Genomic DNA, 24,289 nt, shown 5'->3' with positions numbered 1-24,289 from the left:
GACGTTCCTTGTCCGGGCCACGCATGGCCGTGACCCGGTCGGGTAGGCGACGCACACTGTGCCCGGGGCCGACCGTGTCCCGGGCGGCCCGCGCAACCCACCGCAACCAGAGGAACCACCATGGAGACGCCCGCACACCATCAGACCGCCACACCGGCCCGACGGGCGCTCGACGCCCTGGCCGACAACACCCAGGACCCGGCCGCGCTGGACGTGCTCGCGATGAGCGATGTCCTGGTCCCCGTGCCGGACGACGTCAGTGACGTGGACGCCCGCAATCCCTCGACCGTGGCGCTGCCCGTCCTGGAGGAGCCGGACGGACGGGAGGCCGTGCCCGTGTTCACCTCGGAACCCGAACTCGCCGGGCTGCTGCCGGCTGTCTCCCGCTACCGTCTGATCCCGCTCGGTGCGCTCGCCGACCAGTGGCCCACGGGCGACCTCTCGCTCACCATCGACGCGGCCTCCCCGCACGGGATGTCGATCACCTCCGAGGGCGTACGCACCCTGCTGGCCCGACCGTTCCAGTACTGAACCCCCGCCCGGCTAAAGGGACTTGCCGGGGTTGAGGATGCCCCGCGGGTCGAAGGCGTCCTTGATGCGCCGCTGCAACGCATGGGCGGCCGGTCCCAGTTCGTCGGCGACCCACTGCCGCTTCAACACGCCGACTCCGTGCTCCCCGGTCAACGTTCCGCCGAGCCGCAGCGCCAGGGCGAAGATCTCTCCCGCCGCCTCCCAGGCCGCGTCCGGCAGCCCGTCCAGGGCAGGGTCGACGACGATGATCGGGTGCAGGTTCCCGTCGGCAGCGTGCGCGATGGTGAACACCGGGACGTCGTGGCGCCGTGAGACGGCCCGGATCTCCCGGGCAGCCTCCGCGAGCCGGGAGCGGGGTACCACGATGTCCTCGATCAACGGGCGGCCCAGCCGCTCCAGCGCGGGCAGGGCGCCCCGGCGGGCGGCGAGCAGGGCCTCGGCCTCGGCCGGGTCCTCGGTCCGCTCGACCGACGTCGCCACCGTCCCGGCGAGCACCTCGGCTACCGCCGCCGCCTCCACCCCGGCACCCGCCCCGTCGCACTGCACCAGGAGCAGCGCCGCACCCCGCTCCCGCAGCGCGGGGTCGACGGCGTGCAGCACCGGCCCGTCGACCAGCTCCGCCAGCGCCGGTACGACCCCGGCCCTGCCGATCGCGTACGACGCCTCGGCGGCTGCCTCGAAGGACGGGAAGTACGCGGCGAGGGTGGCCGTGGCCACCGGCAGCGGGCGCAGCCGAAGCGTCGCCGAGGTGATCACCGCGAGGGTGCCCTCCGAGCCGGTGAGCAGCGCGGTCAGGTCGTAGCCGGTGACCCCCTTGACGGTACGGCGGCCCGTGCGCACCACCGTGCCGTCCGCGAGCACCGCCTCCAGACCGAGCACACTGTCCCGCGTCACGCCGTACTTGGCGCAGCGCAGTCCGCCCGCGTTGGTGGCGATGTTCCCGCCGATCGTCGACAGGGCCGCACTCGCCGGGTCCGGCGCGTACCGGAGGCCGTGCGCGCCCGCCGCTCGGTCCAACTCGGCGGTGATCACGCCGGGTTCGACGACGGCGAGCTGGTCGTCAGCCGACAGTTCGAGGATGCGGTTCATGCCGGACAGGTCGAGGACGAGTGTTCCCTCGCCGGCCGTCGCGCCGCCCGACAGCCCGGTTCCCGCGCCGCGCGGCACCACCGGTACCCGCAGGGCGTGCGCGTGCCTGAGGGTGATGGTCACGTCCTCGGTCCGCCGCGCGTGGACGACGGCGAGCGGACCGCCGTACGCCCGGGTACCGGAGCGGTCGATGGCGTGCGCGGCCAGCGTCACCGGGTCGGTGGCCAGCCGGTCGGGCGGCAGATCACGGGCCAGAAGGCCCAGGAGCTGGGCGGACGCGGTCATGGTCGGGGCGGTCACCGGTCCCGGTCCTCGGCGCCCGGGGTCTGCGCGTCCGATGCCTGCGTTTCCAGGGCCTTGGTTCCGATGGCGAGCACGGAGATGTCCTCCTGGGGAGCGTGTACCGGCGCGCACTGGATGTCGCGGAAGTGGCGTTCCAGGGGGTTGCCCCGGGCCAGCCCCGGATTGCCGAGCAGCCGCACGGCCAGCCCGACGGCGTGTACGCCATGGCGGTCTGCCAACACCCTTGCTCCCAGGGCCTGTTCAGGGGTGTACGAGGTATCGGCGGCGTCGACCCGAGCGGCACCACCGAAGATCAGCTGCTCGGCCCCGTCGAGCAGCACCTCGATCTCACCGGCTGTTCGCCGGAACCGTTCCGTACGGGCCACCGGGTGCCCGAGGTTGGCGGGCACGCGGGTCTGCGCGAACGTGTGGAAGTACGCCTGCGCGGCTCGCGCGACTCCCAAGTACAGGGCGGCGAGCGGCAGATGGAGGGATGCGCCCGCCCGGTTGTCCTGTTCGGCCGCCGGACCGTGCGGCGCGAGGCCAATGACGTGCTCGTACGGCACCTCCACCTCCCGGAACGTCACGTCGTGGCTGCCGCTCGCCCGTAGCCCCAACTGGTCCCAGCGGCCGGTGACTTCGATGCCGGGGGAGTCGCCGGCGACCAGGAAGGTGCCTACGCGTGGCTCCGGTTCGTCGGTGGTGGCCCACACCAGGAACCAGTCGAGGCCCTCGGCGCCGGTGACGAACCGCTTCGTCCCGCTGACCGACCAGCCGTCCCCCGTGTGCCGGGCCCGGGTGGCGGGCAGTCCGCCCCGGGCGGGGGAGCCCAACTCTGGTTCCACTCGGGCGTGGTTGATGAGCACAGGGCGTACGAACGACTCCTTGACGACCCGTGCGTACAACTCCTCGGGCCAGTGCGGCTGGACGGACTGTCTGCCGTGCGTGGTGAGGGTCATCGCGGCGATCAGGGCGACGGACGGGTCGCTGCGGCCGAGGGTGTGCAGGATGCGGGCGGTCTCCTCGACGCCGGCGCCCTGGCCGCCGTACCGTTCGCCGATGGTGGCGGTGAGCAGGCCCGCCTGGTGGGCGGCCTCGAGGGATTCGGCGGGGAACGCGCCCGACCGGTCGTAGTCGGCGGCCAGTTCGGCGATGCGGGTGGTCACAGCGTCTTCTTCAGGTCGGCGGCCAGCTCGGTGTTGAGCTTGGTGGACCAGAACGACTTCACGTCCAAGTGCGCCTTGAGCGCGCCGAGTTCGGTGAAGGCGTCCGCCACCTTCTGCTGCGAGGCGATGGTGTCGTCGCCGACCGTGCGGGCCTGTGTCGGGCGCTGGGTCTGAGCGTCGACCAGGTCCTTCTTCGCCTGGGCGACGGGCTGGTGGGTGTTCTTGGACACGACCTCGGCGAACTCTGCCTCGCGGCCGTCCCTGACGTACGCGTACGCCTGCGTGATCCGGGCGATGAGATTGGCCGTCGCCGCCTGCTGGGCGGGGTTCTTGAGCACGCTGTCGCGGGCCGTCCAGAGGAAGTTGCCCGACAGGATGTCCTTGCCCGAGCCGACCGTGGTGGCGCCCTGCTGGTGGGCGGTGATGATCGACGTGCCGTAGGAGGCGAAGGCGTCGATGCCGCCGCCGTTCAACGCCGCGAGGCCGTCGTTGGGCAGCAGCGGCTTGGCCTCGATGTCGGACCACTTCAGGCCCGCCTGCTTCAGCAGTTGGTACAGGAAGTAGTGGGCGGTGGTGTTCTGGACGTAGCCGACCTTCTTGCCCTTCAGCCCGGCGATGTCGGTCACCTTCGAGCCCTTGGGGACGACGACCTCCTGGTTGAGGGTGGCGCCGCGCTGCACGGCGACGACCTTGAAGTTCGGCTTGCCGTCGGCGGCGGCGAAGATCGGCGGGATCTCGCTGGAGGAGGCGACGTCGAGAGCACCGGCGCGGATCGCCTGGAGCTGGAGGTCACCCCCTTGGAAGACGTTCCACTTGACCTTGTACGGGGTGTCGTCGAGGTGGGCGAACTTCAGAACCGCCTCCTCGACCTTCCAGCCGGTCGCGCCGACCTTCAGGGTGACGTCGGACTGGTCGGACGGCGATTCGGCCTGGGCCTGGTTCCCGCAGGCCGCCGTGAGGGCGAGCAGCAGGACGGCGGCGGACGTGCGCAGTGAGCGTGAGCGGCGGAACACGGAGTCTCCATATGGGTGTTCGCAGACAGGATGGGATGGATGGATGGGAGGGAAATGAAGGGAAGGGAAGGGAAGGGGAGTTGGTGGGGTCAGGCCGCCCGGGAGGTCGTCGCCGCGCGGTGGGCGAGTTCCTGGCGGACCAGCGGAAGGACGTAACGGGCGTAGTCGATCGCGTCGTTGAGCGGGTCGTAGCCCCGGATCGACAGCAGGTCGCAGCCGATGTCGACGTAGTCGAGAAGCGCCTTCGCGACGGTCTCCGGTGAGCCGACCAGGGCGGTCGATGCTCCGGCCGCGTTGGTGGCGATGGCCGGGGCGGTCCACAGGCACCGGTCGTGCACCTCGCCCCGCTCGGCGATGTCCAGCAGTCGCTGCGAACCGACGTTCGCGGGGCGGCCGTTGGTCCGGTAATGGCGCAGCAGCTCGGTGTTCGAGGCCTGGTCCTTGAGGACGCCGAGCGTGCGGTGCGCCTTCTCCCAGGCCAGTTCGTCGGTGGGCGCGATGATCGGACGGAACGACACCCAGATACGGGGGTCGGGGCGGCCGGCGGCAGTGGCGACCGCGTTCACGGCGGCGATCTGCTCGGCCGTCTCCTTGAGCGGCTCGCCCCACAGTCCGAAGATGTCGCCCTGCTGCCCGCCCACCCGGTAGGCGTCCTCGGACGACCCTCCGACGGAGATCGGCACCAGCCCGTTCACCGGCTTCACATCGGAGTGGTAGCCCTCGAAGCGGAAGTACTTGCCCTTGTGGGACACCGGCCCCTCGGCCAGCCAGACCTTGCGCAGGACCTGGATGTACTCGTCCGAACGCTCGTACCGCTCCCGCTTGTCGAGGTAGTCGCCCTCACGGCGCTGCTCCTCGTCGCTGCCCCCGGAGATGATGTGCAGCGTGAGGCGGCCGTCGCTGATCCGGTCCAGGGTCGCGAGCGCCCTGGCCGCGTGCGTCGGGAAGATCACGCCCGGCCGGTGTGCCAGGATCGGGCGGATCCGTTCGGTGTGCGTGGCGACGAACTGGGCCACCTGGAAGGCGTCCGGCGAGGCCGAGTGATAGGCGACCAGGGTGTGGTCGAAGCCCCCGTCGTCGAGAGCGCGGGCGTACTTTCGGAGGTGGTCGGGATCGAAGCCGGTGCGGCTCGCCGCGGCCGGGCCGGAGGCCCCGGAATCGGTGTGCACGGCACTGATGAACTCGACAGGCATGGTGAACTCCTTTGCGGTACAGCGGTACTGCGGTTCCGGTTACTTGAGGACGGAGGTGTCGGCCGACTTCGCCACGTCGACGTTCGGATCGAGGACACCGATGCCGTTCATGAGGTCGGCCACGTCCTGGACGGTCGAGCTGACCTCCGGTGTGATCGGCAGGACCTTGCTGTACGCGGCGGAGGCGAGCGTCTTCGCGATCGCCGGGTCGGCTCCGTTGCGCTCGACGATGGCGTCGGCGTACGCGTCCTGGTGCGTGCTCGTCCACGTCAGTGCCGTACCGAGCCGCTTCAGGAAGTCACCGAGCGCCGCCTTCTTCGCCGGGTCCGCGAGGGCCTCGTCCGAGGCACCGATGAAGCCGTAGCCGCTGATACGGCCGTCCGCGCCGTCGATGAGCAGCCGGCCGCCCTGCTGAAGTCCGACGGCCTGGTAGACACCGAAGGTGGCCCAGACGTCGATCTTCCCGGAGGCGAAGGCGGCCTGCGCGTCCGTCGGCAGCAGATACTGCACCTTCACATCGGAGTATTTGAGGCCGTTCTGTTCCAGGACGTTGGCGAGCAGGTACTCGGCGATGCTGCCCTTGGCCGAGGACACCACGACCTTCCTGCCCTTGAGGTCCTTGACGCTTCGCACGTCCGAGTCCTTGCGGACGATGATCCCGGTGTGGTGGCCGTCGTTCTTCAGCGCGGCCACGTTCTTGAACTTCACCCCGCCGCTGAGTGCCTGCAACGCGGGCAGATCAGCGGAGTAGGTGGTGTCGGCGGCGCCCGCCTGCACGGCCTGGAACAGCGGGGCCGCGCCCTCGAACTCGGCCCACTTCACCTGGTACTTGGCGCCCTTGAGGGCGCCGGACGCGTTGACGAGCGTCTGGAGTGTCTTGGCCTGGTCGCCGAGGGTCAGGGTCACCCGGGAGCCGCTTCCGGATGCGTCCGCCGAGGAGTCCGCGCCGCAGGCGGTCAGCGCCAGCAGGGCGGTGAGGCTCAGCGCGGCGGTGGCGAGTCTGCGTATCACGAGGGGGTCCCTTCGAGGGTGTGTGCGGTGACGCCGAGCCAGCCGAGGAGGCGGGCGCGGAGGGTGACGAACTCGGGCGAGGTGAGATCGCGCGGGCGGGTCAGGTCGACGGTGAGGTCGTGGGCGATACGGCCCTCGTCCATCACCAGGACGCGGTCGGCGAGCAGCAGCGCCTCCTCCACGTCATGGGTGACCAGGAGGATCGCGCAGCCGTGCCGCTGCCACAGCTCGGCGACCAACTGCTGCACCCTGCCCCGGGTCAGCGCGTCGAGCGCGCCGAACGGCTCGTCCAGGAGCAGGAGTTCGGGCTCGCGGACCAGGGCGCGGGCCAGCGAGACCCGCTGGGCCTGGCCGCCGGACAGCGTCTTGGGCCAGACGGTCGCGCGGTCCGCGATGCCGACCTCGTCCAGCGCCTTTGTGGCGAGGGCGCGATCGGGCCGTCCGGGCAGTCCGAGGACGACGTTGCGCCACACCTTCAGCCAGGGCAGCAGCCGCGGCGACTGGAAGGCCGCGCTGCGCCGCGCGGGCACGGTCACCTCGCCGCCGATCTCGTCGTCGAGCCCGGCGAGAATGCGCAACAGCGTCGACTTGCCGCAGCCGCTGTGCCCGAGCAGGGCCACGAACTCGCCCTCCCGGATGTCGAGATCGAGCTCGTGCAGGACGGTGTTGCCGTCGAAGGCCCGCGAAAGCCCCCGAATCTCCACGCTGTTGGTCGGGATGTCGGCCATGGCGATCACGCCTCGCCTTCGAAGTTGGCCCGCCAGGTCAGCAGGCGGCGCGACAGGACCCGTACGGCGAAGTCGCAGGCGAGGCCCAGCAGCGCGTACACGGCGAGGCAGAGCACGATGATGTCGGTACGGAAGTACTGCTGGGCGTTGCTCATCAGATGGCCGAGCCCCGCGTCCGCGTTGATCTGTTCGGCGAAGACGAGGGCGAGCCAGGCGGTGGAGAGCGCGTACCGGAGCCCCACGAGGGCGCCGGGCAGCGCGCTGGGCAGGATGACGTACTTGATCAGCCCGAACCGTCCGAGTCCCATCATCCGTGCGGCTTCGACGAGTTGGGCGTCGGTGGACCTGATCCCGCCGTAGATGTTGAAGTACAGCGGGTAGGTGACGCCGAGGGCGACCAACGCGATCTTCGGTGTCTCCTCGATGCCGAACCAGACGATGAACAGCGGGATCAGACCTACCCAGGGGATGGCCCGGAACATGCCCATCGAGGAGTCGATGACGTCCTCGCCGAGCCGGAACAGTCCGGCGAGCAGGGAGAGAACGAGCGCGACGCTCGCTCCGATGAGGAAGCCGATGGCAGCCCGGCGCCCCGACGCGGCGATGGCGCTGGGCAGTTCACCGTTCTTCGTCAGATCGACGGCCTGTTTCAGGACGTCCACGGGGGAGGCGAGCACCGACTCGGGCAGCACACCGGTGGACGAGGTCAGGAACCAGAGGAGTACGAGACCCACGGGGCCGGCGGACCGGCGTACCGACCGGGGAATCCGGAGGCGGCGGGTGGTGCGGGCGGTACCGCGGATCGTGACCCGGGGTGCCCGGTCCGGGGGAGGGGCGAGGGGCGGTGGCGGGGCCAGTGGCGCCGCGTCGAGCGGTTTGGTCGTCATGGCGGGGTTCCTCTCGCGGGGCTCGGGCGCCTGGGCAGCCGTGGGCCGCGGGGTCAGGAAGGCTCGGGTCCGGTCGCGGACGGGCGGGTGGGATCGGCGGACCAGGCGGACCAGGAACCGGCGAAGAGGGTCGCGTCGAAACCGGCGAGGACGAGTGCGGCGATCTGATGTGCGGCGGTGACACCGGATCCGCAGTACACGCCGATGCGCGACGCGTCATCCGCACCCCGGTCCTCGAATCGTTTGCGCAGCAGTTCGGGGGACAGGAAGGTCCCGTCGGCCGCGAGGTTCTCCCCGGTGGGAGCGGAGACCGCGCCCGGGATGTGTCCGGCGCGTGGGTCGACCGGCTCCACCTCGCCCCGGTACCGCTCGCCGGCGCGGGCGTCCAACAGGAGTCCGTCGCGGGCGAGTTCGGCGGCGCCGTCGGCACCGGTGAGGGGCAGTCCGCCCGCACTCAGAACGACGTCGCCGGGTTCCGGATCGGCCGGGATGCCGGACTCCAGTGGCAGTCCGGCCGCCCGCCATGCCCCCAACGCCCCGTCCAGCAGCGTCACGTCGGCCACTCCGGCGTACCGCAACAGCCACCAGGCCCGAGCGGCGGCGGTGTTGCCCAGGTCGTCGTACACGACGACCGGTCGGCCCCGCCGGAGTCCCCAACTGCGGGCCGCCGCCTGGAACTCCGCGAGGTCCGGAAGCGGATGCCGGCCGCCCTCCGGGGTCGGCGGCGCGGCCAACTCGGTGTCCAGGTCGACGTACACCGCGCCCGGGACATGCGCGTCGGCATAGTGGTCGCGGCCGTACGGATCGCCGAGCGCCCAGCGGACGTCGAGGACCAGGGGCGGGTGCTCGGAGGCGAGGGCGTCGCGCAACTCGGCGACGGTCGTCGTCACACGTGACCTGCTCATGCGAGACCCTCCGCGATCAAGGGCAGCTCGGGGGAGAGGCGCAGCCGCTCCAGGAAGAGGACGACCGTGGCTGCGGCGGTGCGGTGCAGTGCGTCGTTGAGCACGTCGTGCCGGCCGCCGGCGAAGGTCACGGCCCGGACGTGTCCGTGGCCCTCGTAGACGCTCAGTGCCCGGTCGAGCGGGCTGACCTGGTCGTCCTTGCCGTGCAGGGCGAGTACGGGCACCTGGACCTGGTCGAGTCGCGGCTCCGGGAGCCCGACAGCTGCCTCGATCGCACCGGGGCGGAAGGCGGGGTCGTCGGCGAGACGTGCCCGGTGGGTGGGGCAGGCGGTCCGCGCCGCGAGTTCGTCGTCCCAACTCCCTGGCTCCCAGGGGCCGGTGGGCAGGCCTGCGAGGATGAGTGCGTCGACGCCCGCCGGGTGCTCGGCGGCGACCTGAAGGGCGTACCGGGCACCTGTGTCGGAGCCGACCAGGACCTTCGGACCCGGCAGCGACTCGTCGGCGAGGAGCTTGGCCGCTTCGTCGAGCACGGACGGGTCGGCGGACGGATCGCCCAACGCCCGTACGCGGTAGGCGTCGAAGGCGAGACGGCGGCCGAACCGCGCGTACACACCGCCGTGTTCGCCCCGGCCGGGCAACACGATCAGTGTGCCGCGCGCGGCGAGACCTTCTGGTTCGTCCCAGGAGGTGGGTGAGGACGGGGAAGAGGACATGAGGGGGTAACTCCCGTTTCAGGGCAGGTGAAAGGGGCGTGCGGAGACAGGGAACGGAGAGAAGAAGGGGAGCGCTGGGACGGCCTATCGGCGCGCGGGCAGCGGGAAGCCGATCAGTGGAGGCCGTGGGGAAACGCCGGGCGGCGGCGTGGGATCAACGACAGCGCGCGCTGCACGCCACGCCGAAGTCGATGACTCGGCGCTGCGTGAGAAGGGCAGCAAATGCGGTCGGATACGCCATGCGCTCATCATGACCGGCGTCGGCGCACCGCGTCCAACGACGATTCCGCATCGAAATCGATCGGAATCCGTGATCGATCGAGAATGGCGATCGATGGCTCGCGCGGGCTACGGTCGCCGTATGCCCCAACCTGTCCTCGACATCGTGGCGTTGCGCAGCCTGACCGCCATCGCCGACCACGGCGGCTTCCATCGTGCGGCCCAGGCGCTCGCCCTCAGCCAGTCCGCGGTCAGCCAGCACGTGCGCCGGCTGGAGAAGATGTTGGGGCGGCCCGTCGTCGAGCGTGAGGGACGGGGTACACGGTTCACCCCGGAGGGCCGACTGCTCCTGGAACAGGCCCGCCGCGTGCTCGCCGTCCACGACGAGGCTGTACGCACCCTGCTCGACGTCGACGGCGACACCATCACGCTCGGCTCCACCGAGCACGCCGCCGACCAGTTTCTGCCCCTGCTGACCGCCGCCGTCGAGGCGGTGCGCCCCGGCTGTCGGGTGCGGTTCCGTATCGACCGGTCGGCACGGCTGGTGGAGGCGGTGGAGCGCGGCAGTGTGGATGTCGCCGTGTACGTCACGGAGGCAGCGGCGACGGAGGGTACGCCGGTCGGTGGCCTGCCGCTGACCTGGCACGCTCCGCCCGGCTGGGTGCCCCCGGCCGCCCCGGACCCCGTCCCGCTGGTCGCGATCGAGGACCCCTGCGCCATCCGCCGCCGGGCCATCGCGACCCTCGCCGAGCAGGGCGTCGCGGCGTCGGTGGTCGGCGACGCGGGTTATCTGGCGGGCGTCCTCGACCTCGCGCGCACCGGCCGGGGAGTGGCCCTCCTGGCAACGGTCGGCCCGGCTCCCGACGGACTCACCCCGTACGAGGGTCTGCCCCCGGTCCCTCCGATCCCGATGAGCGCCCTGGCCCGCCCGGGCGCGGACCCGGCGACGGTAGAGGCGGCGTTCAAGGCGGTAAGACAACTACTGACCTGAGAGGAGCGCGCCCCAAAGGGGCGCGGGGAACTGCGCGAGAAGCCCCACCGGCGCGCACCAAACGAACTACCTATCGCCCAAGGACCGTTCCAGAGCAGCCCGTTGAAGCGGCAGTACCTCGTCGTGCAGCTCACGACCGCGCGCAGTCAAAGCCACCCGCACCCCCCGCCGATCCTCCACACACATGCTCCGCTCAACCAGCCCGTCCTTCTCCAACCGCCCGATGAGCCGGGACAGCGCACTCTGGCTGAGGTGGACCCGCCCGGCGATGTCCTGCACCCGGCACTCCTCGCCCGGGTCGGAGACATCTGCCTCGGAGACGAGGACGTCGAGTACCTCGAAGTCGCTGGCGCCCAGGCCGTGCGGATGCAGTACGCGGTCGATCTCGCACATCGTGCGGGCGTGCGCCGCCAGGATGTCCCGCCACTGGTCCGCCAGCCCCGCACCGGCCTTGTTCGTTGCCATGCCCCCATGTTAATGCGTATGCATAAAAACGGCGTGGCCGAGGCGGTGTGACCGCCGACTCAGGCAGACCCCCGTTTGATCAGCTCGGTGGGCAGGATCACCGCAGCCGGGTCCTCGCCGCCGATCTGCGCGAGCAGCACCCGGACCATCTCGGCGCTGATCCGGTCGTAGGGCTGCCTGATGGTCGTCAGCTGGGGCCGGGCGGCCAGGGCGGCCGAGGAGTCGTCGAAGCCGCCCACCGACACGTCCCCGGGGACACTGCGTCCCGCGCGCTCCAGCGCCGTGAGCACACCCTGGGCCATCAGGTCGGACGCGACGAACACGGCGTCCAGGTCCGGGGACTGGGCCAGTAGCCGTTCCGCGCCCGCCTCGCCGCTGGCCCGGCTGTAGTCGCCGGAGACGACGAGGCGGTCGTCGTACTCGATGCCCTCCTCGGCCAGGACCTCGCGGTAGCCGGCGAGGCGTTCCACACCGCCCGGGGTGTCGAGCGGGCCGGTCACCACGCCGATACGGCGGCGGCCCAGCGACAGAAGATGGCGGACCATGTCCCGGGCGCCGTCGCGGTCGGCCGCCGCCACATAGCTCACCTTTGAGCCGAGGCCGATCGGCTTGCCGCACGCGACCAGCGGTACGCCCGCCTCGCACAGCTCCTGCGCGACCGGGTCACCGGAGTGGCTGGAGACCAGCAGCACCCCGTCGACATGACCGGCGGTGATGTACCGCGTGATGCGGCGCCGCTCGTCCTCGGTGCCCGCCAGCATCAGCAGCAGCGGGATGTCGTGCGCCGCCAGCGCCTGGGTGCAACCCCTCAGCAGGACATTGAAGTTGGGGTCCTCGAAGAACCGCTCCTGAGGCTCCGTCAGCAGGAAGCCGATCGAGTCCGAGCGGCCTGTGATGAGCGAGCGGGCGTGGCGGTTCACCACGTAACCCGTTTTGCGGATCGCGGCGTTCACCGCCTCGTGGGCGGTCGGGCTGACGTAGTGCCCGCCGTTGAGCACGCGCGAGACGGTGCCTCGGGACACTCCCGCCTCGCGGGCCACGTCGTGGATCGTCGGCGGTTTGCGCCGGCCCCCGGTATTGCTCATGGTCATGACTTTACGGCTCCGGAGAGCAGGTCGAGGCTCCAGAACCGCTGGATGACCAGGAACAGAGCGATCAGCGGGAGGACCGCCAGGAACGCGCCCGTGATCACCAGCGTGTAGAGCGCCGGAGTGGCCGCTCCCTGTTCGAGAAGCGTGAACAGACCCAGCGTGATCGGGAACTTCTCGTCGTCGCTGAGCATGATGTAGGGGAGCAGGAAGTTGTTCCACACGGCAACGAACTGGAACAGGAACACCGTCACGAGCCCCGGGATCATCATCGGGAGCGCGACCCTGGTGAAGATCCGCCACTCGCCCGCGCCGTCCATCCGCCCGGCTTCGACCACATCGGCCGGTACCGCCGCCGCCGCGTAGATCCGCGCGAGGTAGATGCCGTACGGGGAGAGGATCAGGGGCAGCAGCACGGACGCGTAGGAGTCCGTGATGTCGGCCTTCGCCAGCAGCAGGTACTGGGGGATCGCGAGGATCACCGGCGGCATCAGCACGCCCGCCATGAGGACGCTGAACACCGTCTCCCGGCCGCGGAAGCGGTAGATCGCCAGCGCGTAGCCGCTGACCGCGGAGACGGCCGTCGAAAGGAGGGCGCCGAGGCCCGCGTAGAGGGCGGAGTTGCCCATCCACTTCCAGTAGACGCCGTCGCGGTAGGCGCTGAGCTCCTTCACGTTGTCCGTGAAGCCGCTCCCGGGCAGGAACGTGAACGTGGAGAACAGCTCGCTGCCCGACTTCGTCGCCGCGATCACCACCCACGCGACCGGCAGCAGGCAGTACAGGGCACCCAGGAGCAGGGTGATCGTCGGGACGAGGGCGATCCGGCCGCGCAGCGGCGGGCGCTGCGAGGTGCCGGGCCTGGTGCCCGCCGCCGTCTCGGCCTTGCCCACGGCAAGGGAACTCATCGTGCTGCCTCCTGCTTGTTACGGGAGTTCGCGGCTCGCAGGAAGCCGAACGACAGGACCAGCGTGACGATCGCGATGATCGTCGCCTCGGCCGCGGCCGAGTAGATGTCACCCTTGCCGAAGGCGTCCTGGTACACCTTCATCAGCGGACTCCACGTCGTGGACACGGAGTTGGTGAGCGGCTTGAGCGTGGTCGGCTCGCTGAACACCTGGAGCGTCGCGATGATCGAGAAGAAGAAGGTCAGCACCAGGGAGGGCGCCACCATCGGAATCTTGATCCTGAGCGCGATCTGCAGCGGGGTGGCGCCGTCCAGCTTCGCCGCCTCGTACACCTCGGCCGGGATGGACCGCAGCGAGGTGTAGATGACGATCATGTTGAAGCCGGTGCCGCCCCACACCGCGATGTTGGAGAGGGCGAGATACAGCGGACCGCCGTCCAGCAGGTCCGGCTGCGGCATCCCCAGTCTGTCGAGGACGAAGTAGAACGGGCTGACGTCCGGCAGGTACAGGAAGCCCCACAGCAGCGCTGCGACGACGCCGGGGACGGCGTACGGCAGGAAGATCGCGAGCCGGGTGAAGGGGGTGAGCCGCACCTTGTCCGCGTCGAGCATCAGCGCGAAGACAAGGGCGAGACCGAGCATCACCGGGACCACGATCGCGCCGTAGCCGACCACGCGCAGCGCGCCGCTGAGCAGCTCGCTGTCGGTGAGGGCGTCGGTGTAGTTGCCGATGCCCGCCCAGACCTCCTTGCGCGCCCCGGCACCGAGGCCCAGGCCGGACACCTTCACCTTGTGCAGGCTCAGCCAGAGCGCGTAGCCGATGGGCAGGGCGAAGAACAGGGCGAACAGGATCACCGCGGGGAGGAGGAAGGCGTACGGGGCCGACCTGACCCCGTACGACCTCCGGCGTGCGCTGGTCACTCCGCGACTCCGAAGCCCTGCTTCTTCAGGTCCGCGACCGTGTCGTCCTGCATCGTCTTCAGGGCGGCACCGAAGTCCGACTTGTTCTTCGCGGCCGAGGCGAACGCGTCCTTGAAGGAGGTGTACGCCACGTTGACGTTCGGGCCCCACGCGGAGGGCGCCGTCGTCTTCGCGATCTCGGCGGCCTGGGTGTAGAAGTCCGCCTGGTTGGAGAAGAACTCGGGCGACTTGACGAACGCGCCACTGAGCTGGGCGCCGGTGGCGGCCGGGTAGATCCCGCCCTCCTTGGCGAGCGCGGCCAGCGCGGCACGGTCGGTGTTCAGCCAGGCGGCGAACTTCGCGGCGGCCGACTTGTGGCCCGAATCGGTGGTGACAGCGGTCGAGGAGCCGCCCCAGCTGCCCGTCACGTCCTCGTTCGCCGACCACTGGGGGAGCGGGGCCATGGCCCACTTGCCCTTGGTGTCCGGGGCGGCCGTCGTCAGCGTGCCCGGCGCCCACACCGCGCTGACCCAGGCGATCTGCTTGCCGGTGTCGAGGGCCTTGTTCCAGGCCGGGGTGTACATCGGCTGGTTGTCGATGGCGCCCTCCTTGACGAGGCCGCCCCAGAACGTGGCGACCTTCTGGGTCGCCGCGTCGTCGATACCGACCTTCCACTTCTCGCCGGAGGTCGTCCACCACTTGGCGCCGGCCTGCTGGGCCAGGCCCGCGAAGAGACCGGAGTCGTTGGCCGAGAAGGTGGTGAGGTCCTTGTCCGGGGCCTTCTTCTTCAGGTCACGGGCGGTCTGGGCGAACTCGTCCCACGTGGTCGGGACCTTCAGGCCGTACTGCTTGAAGAGGTCCTCGCGGTAGTAGAACATCATCGGCCCGATGTCCTGCGGCACCGCGTACACCGCGTCCGTGCCCAGCGTCGTCTGCTGCCAGACACCCTCGGCAAAGTCCTTCTTCGCGTCGCCGACCTCGCCGGAGATGTCCGCGAGCGCGTCATTGCTGACCAGCGTCGGCAGGGCCTGGTACTCGGCCTGCACCAGGTCCGGCGCCTTCTTGGCCTTGTGCGCGGTGAGGATCTTGGTGACCAGGGTGTCGCCGGAGGCCTGCTTCTTCACCGTGACGGTGATCTGCTGCTCCTTGCCCGGCCCCTTGTTCCACAGGTCGACGACCTTGTCCATGCCGGGCGTCCAGGTCCAGTACGTCAGCGACACCGGGCCCGACTGGGCGTCGCTGTCGTCGTCGGACCCGCATGCGGCGAGTGTGGTGGCGCCGAGCGTGACGGCGACTGCGGTTGCCACGAGGCGCCACTGCTTCGTGTTCGGCATGGAACGTTCTCCCCTGACCTGGTGGGGTCCTCGCCTGCTGCGAAGACCCGCCATCCTTCTGTGAGCGTTCACAGTAGAGAAACACACTGGACACTTGTCAATGGTTGTTGCCGTGAGGTTATCTAGGGCCCGCACCGCGAAGCCTGTGTGTGCACGTTCCCAAGATTCGTTCCACAGTGACCTACCGACCGGGAGACATTCCATGCCGGAGACCACCCCCACGGGCCTCACCAGGCTGGCCTTCGGCGGGGACTACAACCCCGAGCAGTGGCCGGAGAGCGTCTGGCAGGAGGACGTCCGGCTGATGCGCGAGGCCGGCGTCACGATGGTCAGCGTCGGAATCTTCTCCTGGGCCCTGTTGGAGACGGCACCCGGCGAGTACGACTTCGGCTGGCTCGACCGCCTCCTGGACCTCCTGCACGAGAACGGCATCCGCGCAGACCTCGGCACGCCCACGGTGGCACCGCCCGCCTGGTTCTACCGCGAGCACCCGGACGCACTGCCGGTCACGCCCGAGGGAGTGCGCTACGAGTTCGGCTCCCGCGCCGCGATCTGTCACAGCAACGCCGACTACCGCGCCGCCGCCGCCGACATCACCACGAAACTCGCCGAGCGGTACGGCGCCCACCCGGCGCTCGCCATGTGGCACGTCCACAACGAGTACGGCGTCCCCGTGTCGGCCTGCTACTGCGACTCCTGCGCCGCCCACTTCCGCCGCTGGCTGGAGACGGCGTACGAGACGGTCGACGGTGTCAACGAGGCCTGGGGGACCGCCTTCTGGGGCCAGCGGTATACGGCCTTCGAGCAGATCAACCCGCCGCGCGCCGCACCCACGGTCGGCAACCCGGGCCAGGCCCTCGACTACAAGCGGTTCGCCGACGCCACCATGCGCGAGAACTTCGTGATGGAGCGGGACATCCTGCACCGCCTGTCGCCCGGTGTCCCGGTCACCACGAACTTCATGACCGCGCTCAGCCAGTGCGACTCGGTCGACTACTGGGCCTGGGGCCGCGAGGTCGACATCGTCACCAACGACCACTACCTGATCACCGACGGCCGCCGCACCCACGTCAACCTGGCGATGGCCGCAGACCTCACCCGCTCCGTCGGCGGCGGCGCCCCCTGGATCCTCCTCGAACACTCCACCTCGGGTGTCAACTGGCAGGCGCGCAACCCAGCGAAGGCACCGGGCCAGATGGCCCGCAACTCCCTCGCCCATGTGGCCCGGGGCTCCGAGGGTGCGATGTTCTTCCAGTGGCGCCAGTCCCGGCGCGGCGCCGAGAAGTTCCACTCGGCGATGCTCCCGCACGGCGGCACGGAGACCCGCGTCTGGCGCGAGGTCGTCGAACTCGGCGCCTCCCTCGACTCGTTGGCGTCGATCCGCGGCACCCGAACGGTCGCCGACGTCGCCGTCCTGTGGGACTGGCACTCCTGGTGGGCGCAGAACCTCCAGTGGCGCCCCAGCGAGGACCACGACCCGCGCGAGCGCGCCGACGCCTTCTACGAGGCACTGTACGACCGTCACCTCACCGTCGACTTCGCCCACCCGGAAGCCGACCTGTCGGCCTATCCCCTTGTCGTCGTACCGGCCCTGTACCTGATGACGGAGGCCGCCGGGAACAACCTCAGGGAGTACGTCGAGAACGGCGGCACCCTCGTCGTCTCGTACTTCTCCGGCATCGTCGACGAGCACGACGCCGTGCACGAGGGCCCCTACCCGGGCGCACTGCGCGACGTACTCGGCCTGACCGTCGAGGAGTTCTCGCCGCTCCTCCAGGGCGACGCCGTACGCATCACCGGCCCCGACGGCTCCGAGCTGACCGGTGACGTGTGGACCGAGTTCGTCGTCCCGCGCGGCGCCGAGACCGTGTGGACGTACGCCGACGGACTCACCGCCGACCACCCGGCCGTCACCCGCCACCGCCTCGGCGAGGGCACCGCCTGGTACGTGTCGACCCGCCTCGACGCGCACGGCCTGGACGCCCTGCTCGGCTGGGCCACCGAGGACGCCGACATCGCGCCCCGCGCCGACCTCCCGCACGACGTCGAACTCGTGCGCCGCACCGGCGAGTCGGGCACCTACCTGTTCGCCGTCAACCACACCGCGTCGGACGCCAAGGTGCCCCTGGAGGCACCCGGCACCGAACTGCTGACGGGCGAACGAGCCGCGGGCCGCCTCGCGCTGCCCGCCGGAGCCGTCCGGGTCGTACGACTCGACGGCTGAGCCGCAAGTTCCCCTCCGCCCGTGCGTGCCACGAGAGCCGCGGGCGGAGGGGCCCCCTCCCGCCCCTCAGGAGGGACACCCCCAACCCATCACGTCGAAGGGACGACGGACGACGATGTTCCATCCCAGACGCACACCAGCGCGCACGACCCGGCGCACGCTGAAGGCCCTGCTGCTCCCGCTCGCCGCAGGCCTCGCCCTCACCGCACTCCCCGCCACCTCCGCCCAGGCGGCCAGCACCCTCACCAACGGCGGTTTCGAGGCCGACGGTTCGGGCGCTGCCGTCCCGGGCGGCTGGTCGGAGTACGGTGACACGGGCGCCTCGTACGTGGAGTCCGGTGGCCGCAGCGGCAGTTACCGCCTGTCCCACTACTCCGCCTCCGCCTACAAGGTGGAGACCTACCAGTACCTGTCCGGGCTGACCAACGGCAACTACAAGCTCACCGCGTGGGTGCGCTCGGGCGGCGGCCAGAAGTCGGCCTACATAGCGCTGAAGAACTGCGGCAGCTCCGAACAGCGCACCGACCTGCCGGTCTCCGCCAGCGGGTGGATCCGGATCGTGGTCCCCATCGCGGTGACGAACAACCAGTGCACGATCAGCGTCAACTCCGATGCCAACGCGGGCAACTGGATCAACGTCGACGACCTGACCTTCGCCTCCGGTACGGGCGGGGTGCCCGTCAAGGGTGCCGACATCTCCTCCCTGCCCAAGAGCGAGGCCAAGGGCGGTGTCTACAAGACCGCTTCGGGGACGACGAGCGACGCGCTCACCGTCCTGAAGAACTCCGGCATGAACTACGCGCGCGTCAAGGTCTGGGTCAACCCGGCCGACGGCTACAACAACAAGGCGCGCGTTCTCGCCATCGCCAAGCGCATCAAGGCACAGGGCATGAAGCTGCTGGTCGACTTCCACTACTCGGACATCTGGGCCGACCCGGGCGCCCAGAGCAAGCCCTCCGCGTGGGCCGGCCACTCGTACAGCCAGCTGAAGACGGACGTCTACAACCACACGTACGACGTCCTCAACGCCCTCAAGTCCCAGGGCACCACGGCCGACATGGTCCAGGTCGGCAACGAGATCAACGGCGGCATGCTGTGGTCCGAGGGCTCGACCGACAACTGGTCGCAGCTCGCCGGGCTGCTCAACTCCGGCTACAACGCGGTCAAGGCGGTCAACTCCGGTACGACCGTCGCTCTGCACCTGGCCAAGGGCGGCGATCTGTCGGGCACCCGCTGGTGGTTCGACAGCGCGGTCTCCAACGGAGTGAAGTTCGACGCCATCGGCCTGTCCTACTACGGCTACTGGCACGGTTCGCTCTACGACTTCCAGACCACCCTGGACGACGCCGCCTCCCGCTACGGCAAGCCGGTGTTCGTCGCCGAGACGGCCTACCCCTTCCGTCTCGACAGCAAGGACTCGCACGAGAACATCATCGACACGACTGGTGAGCTCGTATCCGGGTACGCGGCGTCCACGGCCGGACAGTCGGCCTGGTTCCGGGACATCCTGAACATCGTGGAGGCAGTTCCGAACGGCCGCGGCCTCGGCGTCTTCTACTGGGAGGCGACCTGGACCGCGGTCACCGGCAACGGCTGGGACCCCACGGACGCCTCCTCCGGCAACGGCTGGGAGAACCAGGCCCTGTTCGGCTACGACGACAAGGCGCTCCCCGCGATGACGTGGTTCAGCCACCGCTGAGCCAGAAGTGACGGGGGCCCGGCTGCCTGAGGGGGGTGGCCGGGCCCCTGCTTGTTGGGATGCAAGGGCTCAGTCGAACGTGCGTACGCGACGGAAAGAGTTCGACCTCGGCCAAGAGGTGCGAAGCCCCGGACGCGGCGGCCCCAACTGCGGGACATTGGGAGGCACATCCCGCGGTGACCGGGACGAGGAGGCGCGATGCTGAAAAGACCGGTGGGCGGGCAACGCCTGAAGATCCTGGAGTGGCTGAAGGACCCGGTCGCGCACTTCCCGCCCCAACGACACGGCGATCCGGTCGAGGACGGTGTCACGGCGGCGGCCGTCGCCGCGAAACTAGGCGTCCCGCTCTCCGTCGCCACCACCCACCTGGGCCTGCTCGCGGGCATCGGCGCGGTCCGGACGAAGAGGATCCGCTGGCGCACCTTCTACCGCCCCGACGAGGTGCGGATCGCCGAGGTGGCCCGCATGTTCGAAAAGGGGTGGTAGCTGTCCGCCGACGGTCCCGCCCACTCGGCTCAGCAGCAGTCGCTGGGCCGCGACCACGACGTGTCGACAGCAGGCGCCGACCGATCCGGGTGCAGCCCCCACGCCCCCGGCGTTACCCTGTTGACCGGCCGCGATTCCAGCTCGCGGCGCGGCGGTGGGGCCCGCCGTACCCGAACCGCGGCAGCGCCGCCGCCAACGGTCCCTACTTGCGCACAGAGACGCGCCCGCACGCCCGGGCGCCGGCGAGTAGGAGACGTACGGCCATGCAAGCCCCCGACATCCGGACCGGGACTGCCGCCGCCCAGCCGCGCCCTTCCGTCCTGCGCGGTCAGGCCCCGGTGCTCTGGGTGGTCGCGATCGGCGGTGCGATCGGCGCCTGCGCCCGGTACGCGGCCTCCCTCGCCTGGCCCGCGCAGACCGGCGGTTTTCCCTGGACCACTTTCTGGGTCAACGTCGTCGGCTGTGCCGTGATCGGCGTGTTCATGGTGGTCATCACGGAGATCCGGACCGTCCATCGCCTCGTACGGCCGTTCTTCGGCACCGGAGTGCTCGGCGGCTTCACCACGTTCTCGACGTATGCCGTCGACATCCAGAAGCTGGTCGACCACGGTCACGTGGGCACCGGCCTCGCGTACCTCGCCGCGACCCTGCTCGCGGCCCTCGCGGCCGTGACGCTCGCGGCGACCGCCACTCGCCGGGTGCTGAAGCGGAGGCGACGATGACCGGGCCGACCGGCAGCGCCCCATGGGTGACCGTCCTCATCGACGGCGAGGTCATCCGGTACGGCGGCCGGACCGAGGGGAAACCGGGCGAAGCGGACAAGAAGGGTAAGAGGTCGTTGTGAACTTGCTGCTCGTGATCGCGGGCGGAATGGTCGGCGCGCCCCTCCGCTATCTCACCGACAGGATGGTCCGGTCCCGCCACGACACGGTCTTCCCCTGGGGCACCCTCGCCGTCAACGTCACCGGCTGCCTGATCCTGGGCCTGCTCACCGGCGCCGCCCCGGGCCCTGACCTCCAGCTGCTCCTGGGGACCGGACTGTGCGGCGCGCTGACCACGTACTCGACCTTCTCGTACGAGACGCTGCGGCTGACCGAGGACGGGGCAGGTCTCCTCGCCGTCGCCAACGTCATGGTGAGTGTGGTCGCCGGTCTCGGGGCCGCTTTCGCGGGCGTATGGCTGGGCGGCGCGCTCTAGGCGGACGGCGTCCGGGCCTTGCCGGCGTGTAGTAGGACTGACTCCGCCGCCAGCCCGCCCCTCCCCAGCAGAACTGGATTCCATGAGCGCCATCTCCGTCGGTCAGGCCGTCGTCCTCGGAGCCGTCGAGGGGGTGACCGAGTTCCTGCCGGTGTCCTCGACCGGCCATCTGAAGATCGTCGAGGGGCTGATGAACATCCCCGTCGACGACGACGCCGTGGTCGGGTTCTCGGCCGTCATCCAGGTCGGCGCGATCGCCGCGGTGCTCGTGTACTTCTTCAAGGACATCGTCCGGATCGTCTCCGCCTGGGGGAGGGGTCTGAGGAACCGCGACGAGCGCCACCACCACGACTACAAGTTCGCCTGGTGGGTCATCTGCGCCACGATTCCGATCGTCGTCGTGGGCCTCGCCGCCAAGCCACTGATCGAGGGCCCGCTGGCCTCGCTGTGGGTCGTCGCCGCCTCGCTGATCGTCGGAAGTGGCGTGATGTGGGCCGCGGACCAGATGGGCCGGCACAAGCGCGGTGAGGACGACACCACCTTCAAGGACGCGATGCTGGTGGGCAGTTCGCAGATCCTGGCCCTTCTGTTCCCCGGCTTCTCCCGCTCCGGCGCCACCATGTCGACGGCGCTGATCCTCGATCTCGACCGGGTCGCCGCCACCCGTCTCTCCTTCTTCCTCGGCATCCCCGCGCTGACCGGCGCCGGGCTGTACGAGCTGAAGGACGCCCTGGGCGCGGGCGTGGGCGCCGCGCCGCTGGCCGTCGGCACGGCGGTGTCCTTCGTCGTCGCCTACGGCTCCATCGCCTGGCTGCTGAAGTTCGTCGCCAAGCACTCCTTCAACGCCTTCGTGATCTACCGGATCATCGTGGGTGTGCTGCTCTTCGGGCTGCTGGGCGCGGGTGTACTGAACTGAGGCGGGGCGGGTTGCGGGGGCCGCCGTGAGGACGGCCCCCGCCGCACACCCTTGACAGTCCCCTCCCTTCACCCGCAGGATCACCCCCGTGAACCTGTCAGACAGCCAGACAGGTGGCTCGGTACCGCGGCGCGTCAGCGCGATGGAAGCGGTCCTCGGTCATCTGCGCAGCGCCATCGAGCGCGGAGATTACGCCGTGGGGGACAAGCTCCCCTCCGAGGCCGAGCTGTGCCGACGCCTGGAGGTGAGCCGGCCCGTGCTGCGGGAGGCCCTGCGGGCCCTGCAGACCATGGGCCTGACCGTCTCCAAGACGGGAAAGGGCACCTTCGTCGTCTCCGGCACCGTCGAGGACCCCACCTTCGGCGACTACGCGGCCAGCGACCTCCTCGAAGTCCGCCGGCACGTCGAGATCCCGGTCGCCGGCTACGCGGCCGTACGACGGACCCCCGAGGACCTCGACCACCTCGCGCACCTGCTGGAGCGCATGGAGCACGAGACCGACACCACCGCGTGGGTCGCCATGGACACCCTCTTCCATCTGGCCGTGGCGCAGGCCGCCCAGAACCCGGTGTTCCGCCGGGTGATCGAGGAGATCCGGGACGCGCTGGCCCGTCAGTCGGCCTTCCTGAACGAACTGGGCGGCCGGCGCGAGCAGTCCAACCGCGAGCACCGGGCGATCGTCGAGGCACTGATCGACCGCAGCGAGGACGACGCGGTGTCGGCCATGTCCCACCACCTCGACCGGGTCTCCACGACCCTCACCGACATCGTGCGCGCCGCGCACACGGACACCCCCGCAGAAACATCCCCGGAAGGCGGACCCGAGGCGTGAGCGAGCAATCCCTGCAGGACGGTACGGCGAACGGTACGGCGCAGAAGAAGGCCGTACACGTCGACGCCGGTGACGCGGGCTACAGCAAGTCGCTGAAGGCCCGGCACGTCAACATGATCGCCATCGGCGGTGCCATCGGCACCGGCCTGTTCCTCGGCGCCGGCGGCCGGCTGGCCGACGCCGGCCCGTCCCTCTTCATCGCCTACGCCGTCTGCGGCGTCTTCGCCTTCCTGGTCGTCCGGGCACTGGGCGAACTCGTCCTGTACCGGCCCTCGTCCGGCGCGTTCGTGTCGTACGCCCGTGAGTTCCTGGGTGAGAAGGGCGCGTACGTCGCAGGCTGGATGTACTTCCTGAACTGGGCCACCACCGGTATCGCCGACATCACCGCGGTGGCCCTCTACACCCACTACTGGGGCCTGTTCTCCGACATCCCGCAGTGGGTGCTCGCGCTGATCGCCCTGGCGGTCGTCCTCACCGTGAACCTGATCTCGGTGCGGATGTTCGGCGAAATGGAGTTCTGGTTCGCCATCATCAAGGTCAGCGCCCTCGTCGTCTTCATGCTGATCGGCATCTTCCTGCTGGTCACCCAGCACGAGGTCGACGGCACCACCCCCGGCCCGTCCCTGATCACCGACAACGGCGGCGTCTTCCCCAACGGCCTGCTGCCCATGCTGCTGATCATCCAGGGCGTCGTCTTCGCCTACGCCTCCGTCGAACTCGTCGGTGTCGCGGCGGGCGAGACCGAGAACCCCGAGAAGATCATGCCGAAGGCGATCAACTCGATCATGTGGCGGGTCGGCCTCTTCTACGTCGGCTCGGTCGTCCTCCTCGCGATGCTCCTGCCGTGGAACAAGTACACGTCGGGCGAGAGCCCCTTCGTGACCGTCCTCTCCAACATCGGCATCCCGGCGGCCGGCGGCGTGATGAACCTGGTCGTCCTCACGGCGGCCATGTCGTCCCTGAACTCGGGCCTGTACTCCACCGGCCGCATCCTGCGCTCGATGGCGATGTCCGGCTCCGCGCCGAAGTTCACCGGCAACATGAGCCGCAGCCAGGTCCCGTACGGCGGCATCCTGCTCACCAGCGGCTTCTGCGTACTCGGCGTCGGCCTGAACTTCGTCGTCCCCGCCGACGCGTTCGAGATCGTGCTGAACTTCGCCGCGATCGGCATCCTCGCCACCTGGGGCATGATCATGATCTGTCACCTGGTGTTCTGGCGGAAGACCGAGAACGGCGAGCTGACCCGCCCGAGCTACCGCCTCCCCGGCTCCCCGTGGACCGAGCTCGTGACCCTGGCCTTCCTCGCCTCGGTCCTGGTCCTGATGTACGCCGACGGCGGCGCCGGCCGCACCACCGTGCTGTGTCTGCCGCTGATCGCCGGGGCACTGGTAGCGGGCTGGTACGGCGTCCGCGCCCAGGTGGCCCGCAAGGCCGCCGAGGCGAACACGGCCGGCCGGTCCACCGAAGCCGGCGGGTCGCCCGGAGTCGACGCGTGAACCACGCAGTGATGCAGGAT

The 24,289-nt window shown here is 70.1% G+C and carries 25 protein-coding genes; 11 read left to right on the top strand and 14 right to left on the bottom strand.

The genetic code is table 11. From position 1 onward, the window contains the following. Positions 1-120: 120 nt before the first annotated feature. A complete protein-coding gene (locus OHN74_RS03355) occupies positions 121-531 on the top strand; it encodes an SseB family protein (RefSeq protein ID WP_327693002.1) in 411 nt (136 codons plus the stop codon). Between the two features lie 12 nt (positions 532-543). Here the strand turns inward: OHN74_RS03355 and OHN74_RS03350 are convergent, their stop codons facing one another. The 9 genes from OHN74_RS03350 to OHN74_RS03310 all read right to left on the bottom strand — a co-directional run bounded on the left by OHN74_RS03350 (position 544) and on the right by OHN74_RS03310 (position 9,518). After that, entirely contained in the window at positions 544-1,905 is a 1,362-nt protein-coding gene (locus OHN74_RS03350; protein ID WP_327699966.1) for an FAD-binding oxidoreductase, read from the bottom strand. An 11-nt stretch (positions 1,906-1,916) separates the two neighbouring features. Further along, a complete protein-coding gene (locus OHN74_RS03345; RefSeq protein ID WP_327693001.1) occupies positions 1,917-3,068 on the bottom strand; it encodes an acyl-CoA dehydrogenase family protein in 1,152 nt (383 codons plus the stop codon). Beyond that, complete coding sequence (locus OHN74_RS03340) at positions 3,065-4,081, bottom strand: ABC transporter substrate-binding protein (RefSeq protein WP_327693000.1); 1,017 nt, start codon at positions 4,079-4,081, stop codon at positions 3,065-3,067. Before OHN74_RS03340 ends, OHN74_RS03345 begins: the two co-directional genes overlap by 4 nt. An 89-nt stretch (positions 4,082-4,170) precedes the next feature. Next, on the bottom strand, positions 4,171-5,274 hold the full coding sequence (locus OHN74_RS03335) for an LLM class flavin-dependent oxidoreductase (protein WP_327692999.1): 1,104 nt from the start codon (positions 5,272-5,274) through the stop codon (positions 4,171-4,173). A gap of 39 nt (positions 5,275-5,313) precedes the next feature. After that, positions 5,314-6,285, bottom strand: coding sequence for an ABC transporter substrate-binding protein (locus OHN74_RS03330; protein WP_327692998.1), 972 nt, complete (start codon positions 6,283-6,285; stop codon positions 5,314-5,316). Next, positions 6,282-7,013 carry an ABC transporter ATP-binding protein gene (locus OHN74_RS03325; protein WP_327692997.1) on the bottom strand — a complete coding sequence of 244 codons (732 nt, stop codon included), beginning with the start codon at positions 7,011-7,013 and terminating at the stop codon, positions 6,282-6,284. The genes OHN74_RS03330 and OHN74_RS03325 overlap by 4 nt, the downstream gene beginning before the upstream one ends. A gap of 5 nt (positions 7,014-7,018) precedes the next feature. Further along, the gene (locus OHN74_RS03320) at positions 7,019-7,900 is read right to left on the bottom strand and encodes an ABC transporter permease (RefSeq protein WP_327692996.1); all 882 of its coding nucleotides are present in this window, start codon (positions 7,898-7,900) and stop codon (positions 7,019-7,021) included. 53 nt (positions 7,901-7,953) lie between these two features. Further along, positions 7,954-8,805 (bottom strand): sulfurtransferase, encoded by an 852-nt coding sequence (locus tag OHN74_RS03315; protein WP_327692995.1) that lies wholly within the window; start codon positions 8,803-8,805, stop codon positions 7,954-7,956. Then, positions 8,802-9,518, bottom strand: coding sequence for an alpha/beta hydrolase (locus OHN74_RS03310; RefSeq protein ID WP_327692994.1), 717 nt, complete (start codon positions 9,516-9,518; stop codon positions 8,802-8,804). The genes OHN74_RS03315 and OHN74_RS03310 overlap by 4 nt, the downstream gene beginning before the upstream one ends. A 361-nt stretch (positions 9,519-9,879) precedes the next feature. On the opposite strand from OHN74_RS03310, the gene OHN74_RS03305 reads away from it, so the two are divergent. Beyond that, positions 9,880-10,728 carry a LysR family transcriptional regulator gene (locus tag OHN74_RS03305; protein ID WP_327692993.1) on the top strand — a complete coding sequence of 283 codons (849 nt, stop codon included), beginning with the start codon at positions 9,880-9,882 and terminating at the stop codon, positions 10,726-10,728. Between the two features lie 66 nt (positions 10,729-10,794). On the opposite strand, the gene OHN74_RS03300 is transcribed toward OHN74_RS03305, so the two are convergent. From OHN74_RS03300 to OHN74_RS03280, 5 genes are read right to left on the bottom strand one after another with little or no spacing between them, the layout of a single operon-like run. Continuing rightward, positions 10,795-11,193 carry a MarR family winged helix-turn-helix transcriptional regulator gene (locus OHN74_RS03300; RefSeq protein ID WP_327692992.1) on the bottom strand — a complete coding sequence of 133 codons (399 nt, stop codon included), beginning with the start codon at positions 11,191-11,193 and terminating at the stop codon, positions 10,795-10,797. Between the two features lie 59 nt (positions 11,194-11,252). Further along, positions 11,253-12,284, bottom strand: coding sequence for a LacI family DNA-binding transcriptional regulator (locus tag OHN74_RS03295; protein ID WP_327692991.1), 1,032 nt, complete (start codon positions 12,282-12,284; stop codon positions 11,253-11,255). Beyond that, complete coding sequence (locus OHN74_RS03290) at positions 12,281-13,186, bottom strand: carbohydrate ABC transporter permease (protein ID WP_327692990.1); 906 nt, start codon at positions 13,184-13,186, stop codon at positions 12,281-12,283. Before OHN74_RS03290 ends, OHN74_RS03295 begins: the two co-directional genes overlap by 4 nt. Beyond that, positions 13,183-14,106, bottom strand: a complete 924-nt coding sequence (locus tag OHN74_RS03285; protein ID WP_327692989.1) for a carbohydrate ABC transporter permease — start codon at positions 14,104-14,106, stop codon at positions 13,183-13,185. The genes OHN74_RS03290 and OHN74_RS03285 overlap by 4 nt, the downstream gene beginning before the upstream one ends. Next, positions 14,103-15,419, bottom strand: coding sequence for an ABC transporter substrate-binding protein (locus OHN74_RS03280; protein ID WP_327692988.1), 1,317 nt, complete (start codon positions 15,417-15,419; stop codon positions 14,103-14,105). Before OHN74_RS03280 ends, OHN74_RS03285 begins: the two co-directional genes overlap by 4 nt. 202 nt (positions 15,420-15,621) lie before the next feature. Between OHN74_RS03280 and OHN74_RS03275 the strand changes: the two genes are divergently transcribed. The 9 genes from OHN74_RS03275 to OHN74_RS03235 all read left to right on the top strand — a co-directional run bounded on the left by OHN74_RS03275 (position 15,622) and on the right by OHN74_RS03235 (position 24,269). Next, positions 15,622-17,643, top strand: coding sequence for a beta-galactosidase (locus tag OHN74_RS03275; protein WP_327692987.1), 2,022 nt, complete (start codon positions 15,622-15,624; stop codon positions 17,641-17,643). Between the two features lie 115 nt (positions 17,644-17,758). Further along, positions 17,759-19,342 (top strand): glycoside hydrolase family 53 protein, encoded by a 1,584-nt coding sequence (locus OHN74_RS03270; RefSeq protein ID WP_327692986.1) that lies wholly within the window; start codon positions 17,759-17,761, stop codon positions 19,340-19,342. 198 nt (positions 19,343-19,540) lie between these two features. Further along, entirely contained in the window at positions 19,541-19,828 is a 288-nt protein-coding gene (locus OHN74_RS03265) for an ArsR family transcriptional regulator (RefSeq protein ID WP_327692985.1), read from the top strand. Between the two features lie 263 nt (positions 19,829-20,091). Beyond that, on the top strand, positions 20,092-20,550 hold the full coding sequence (gene crcB, locus OHN74_RS03260) for a fluoride efflux transporter CrcB (RefSeq protein ID WP_327692984.1): 459 nt from the start codon (positions 20,092-20,094) through the stop codon (positions 20,548-20,550). After that, positions 20,547-20,672 carry a hypothetical protein gene (locus OHN74_RS03255; protein WP_327692983.1) on the top strand — a complete coding sequence of 42 codons (126 nt, stop codon included), beginning with the start codon at positions 20,547-20,549 and terminating at the stop codon, positions 20,670-20,672. The genes crcB (OHN74_RS03260) and OHN74_RS03255 overlap by 4 nt, the downstream gene beginning before the upstream one ends. After that, complete coding sequence (gene crcB, locus OHN74_RS03250; RefSeq protein ID WP_327692982.1) at positions 20,669-21,025, top strand: fluoride efflux transporter CrcB; 357 nt, start codon at positions 20,669-20,671, stop codon at positions 21,023-21,025. Before OHN74_RS03255 ends, crcB (OHN74_RS03250) begins: the two co-directional genes overlap by 4 nt. 82 nt (positions 21,026-21,107) lie before the next feature. Then, positions 21,108-21,941: an undecaprenyl-diphosphate phosphatase gene (locus OHN74_RS03245; RefSeq protein ID WP_327692981.1), complete on the top strand. Its 834-nt coding sequence runs from the start codon at positions 21,108-21,110 to the stop codon at positions 21,939-21,941. A gap of 142 nt (positions 21,942-22,083) precedes the next feature. Continuing rightward, a complete protein-coding gene (locus OHN74_RS03240) occupies positions 22,084-22,773 on the top strand; it encodes a FadR/GntR family transcriptional regulator (RefSeq protein ID WP_327699965.1) in 690 nt (229 codons plus the stop codon). Beyond that, positions 22,770-24,269 (top strand): amino acid permease, encoded by a 1,500-nt coding sequence (locus tag OHN74_RS03235; protein WP_327692980.1) that lies wholly within the window; start codon positions 22,770-22,772, stop codon positions 24,267-24,269. Before OHN74_RS03240 ends, OHN74_RS03235 begins: the two co-directional genes overlap by 4 nt. Positions 24,270-24,289: the final 20 nt, after the last annotated feature.

Source organism: Streptomyces sp. NBC_00459 (genome assembly GCF_036013955.1).
Classification (GTDB): Bacteria; Actinomycetota; Actinomycetes; order Streptomycetales; family Streptomycetaceae; genus Streptomyces.
The sequence above is the reverse complement of the archived record's forward strand: the minus strand, read 5'-3'. Positions and strand labels throughout refer to the sequence as shown.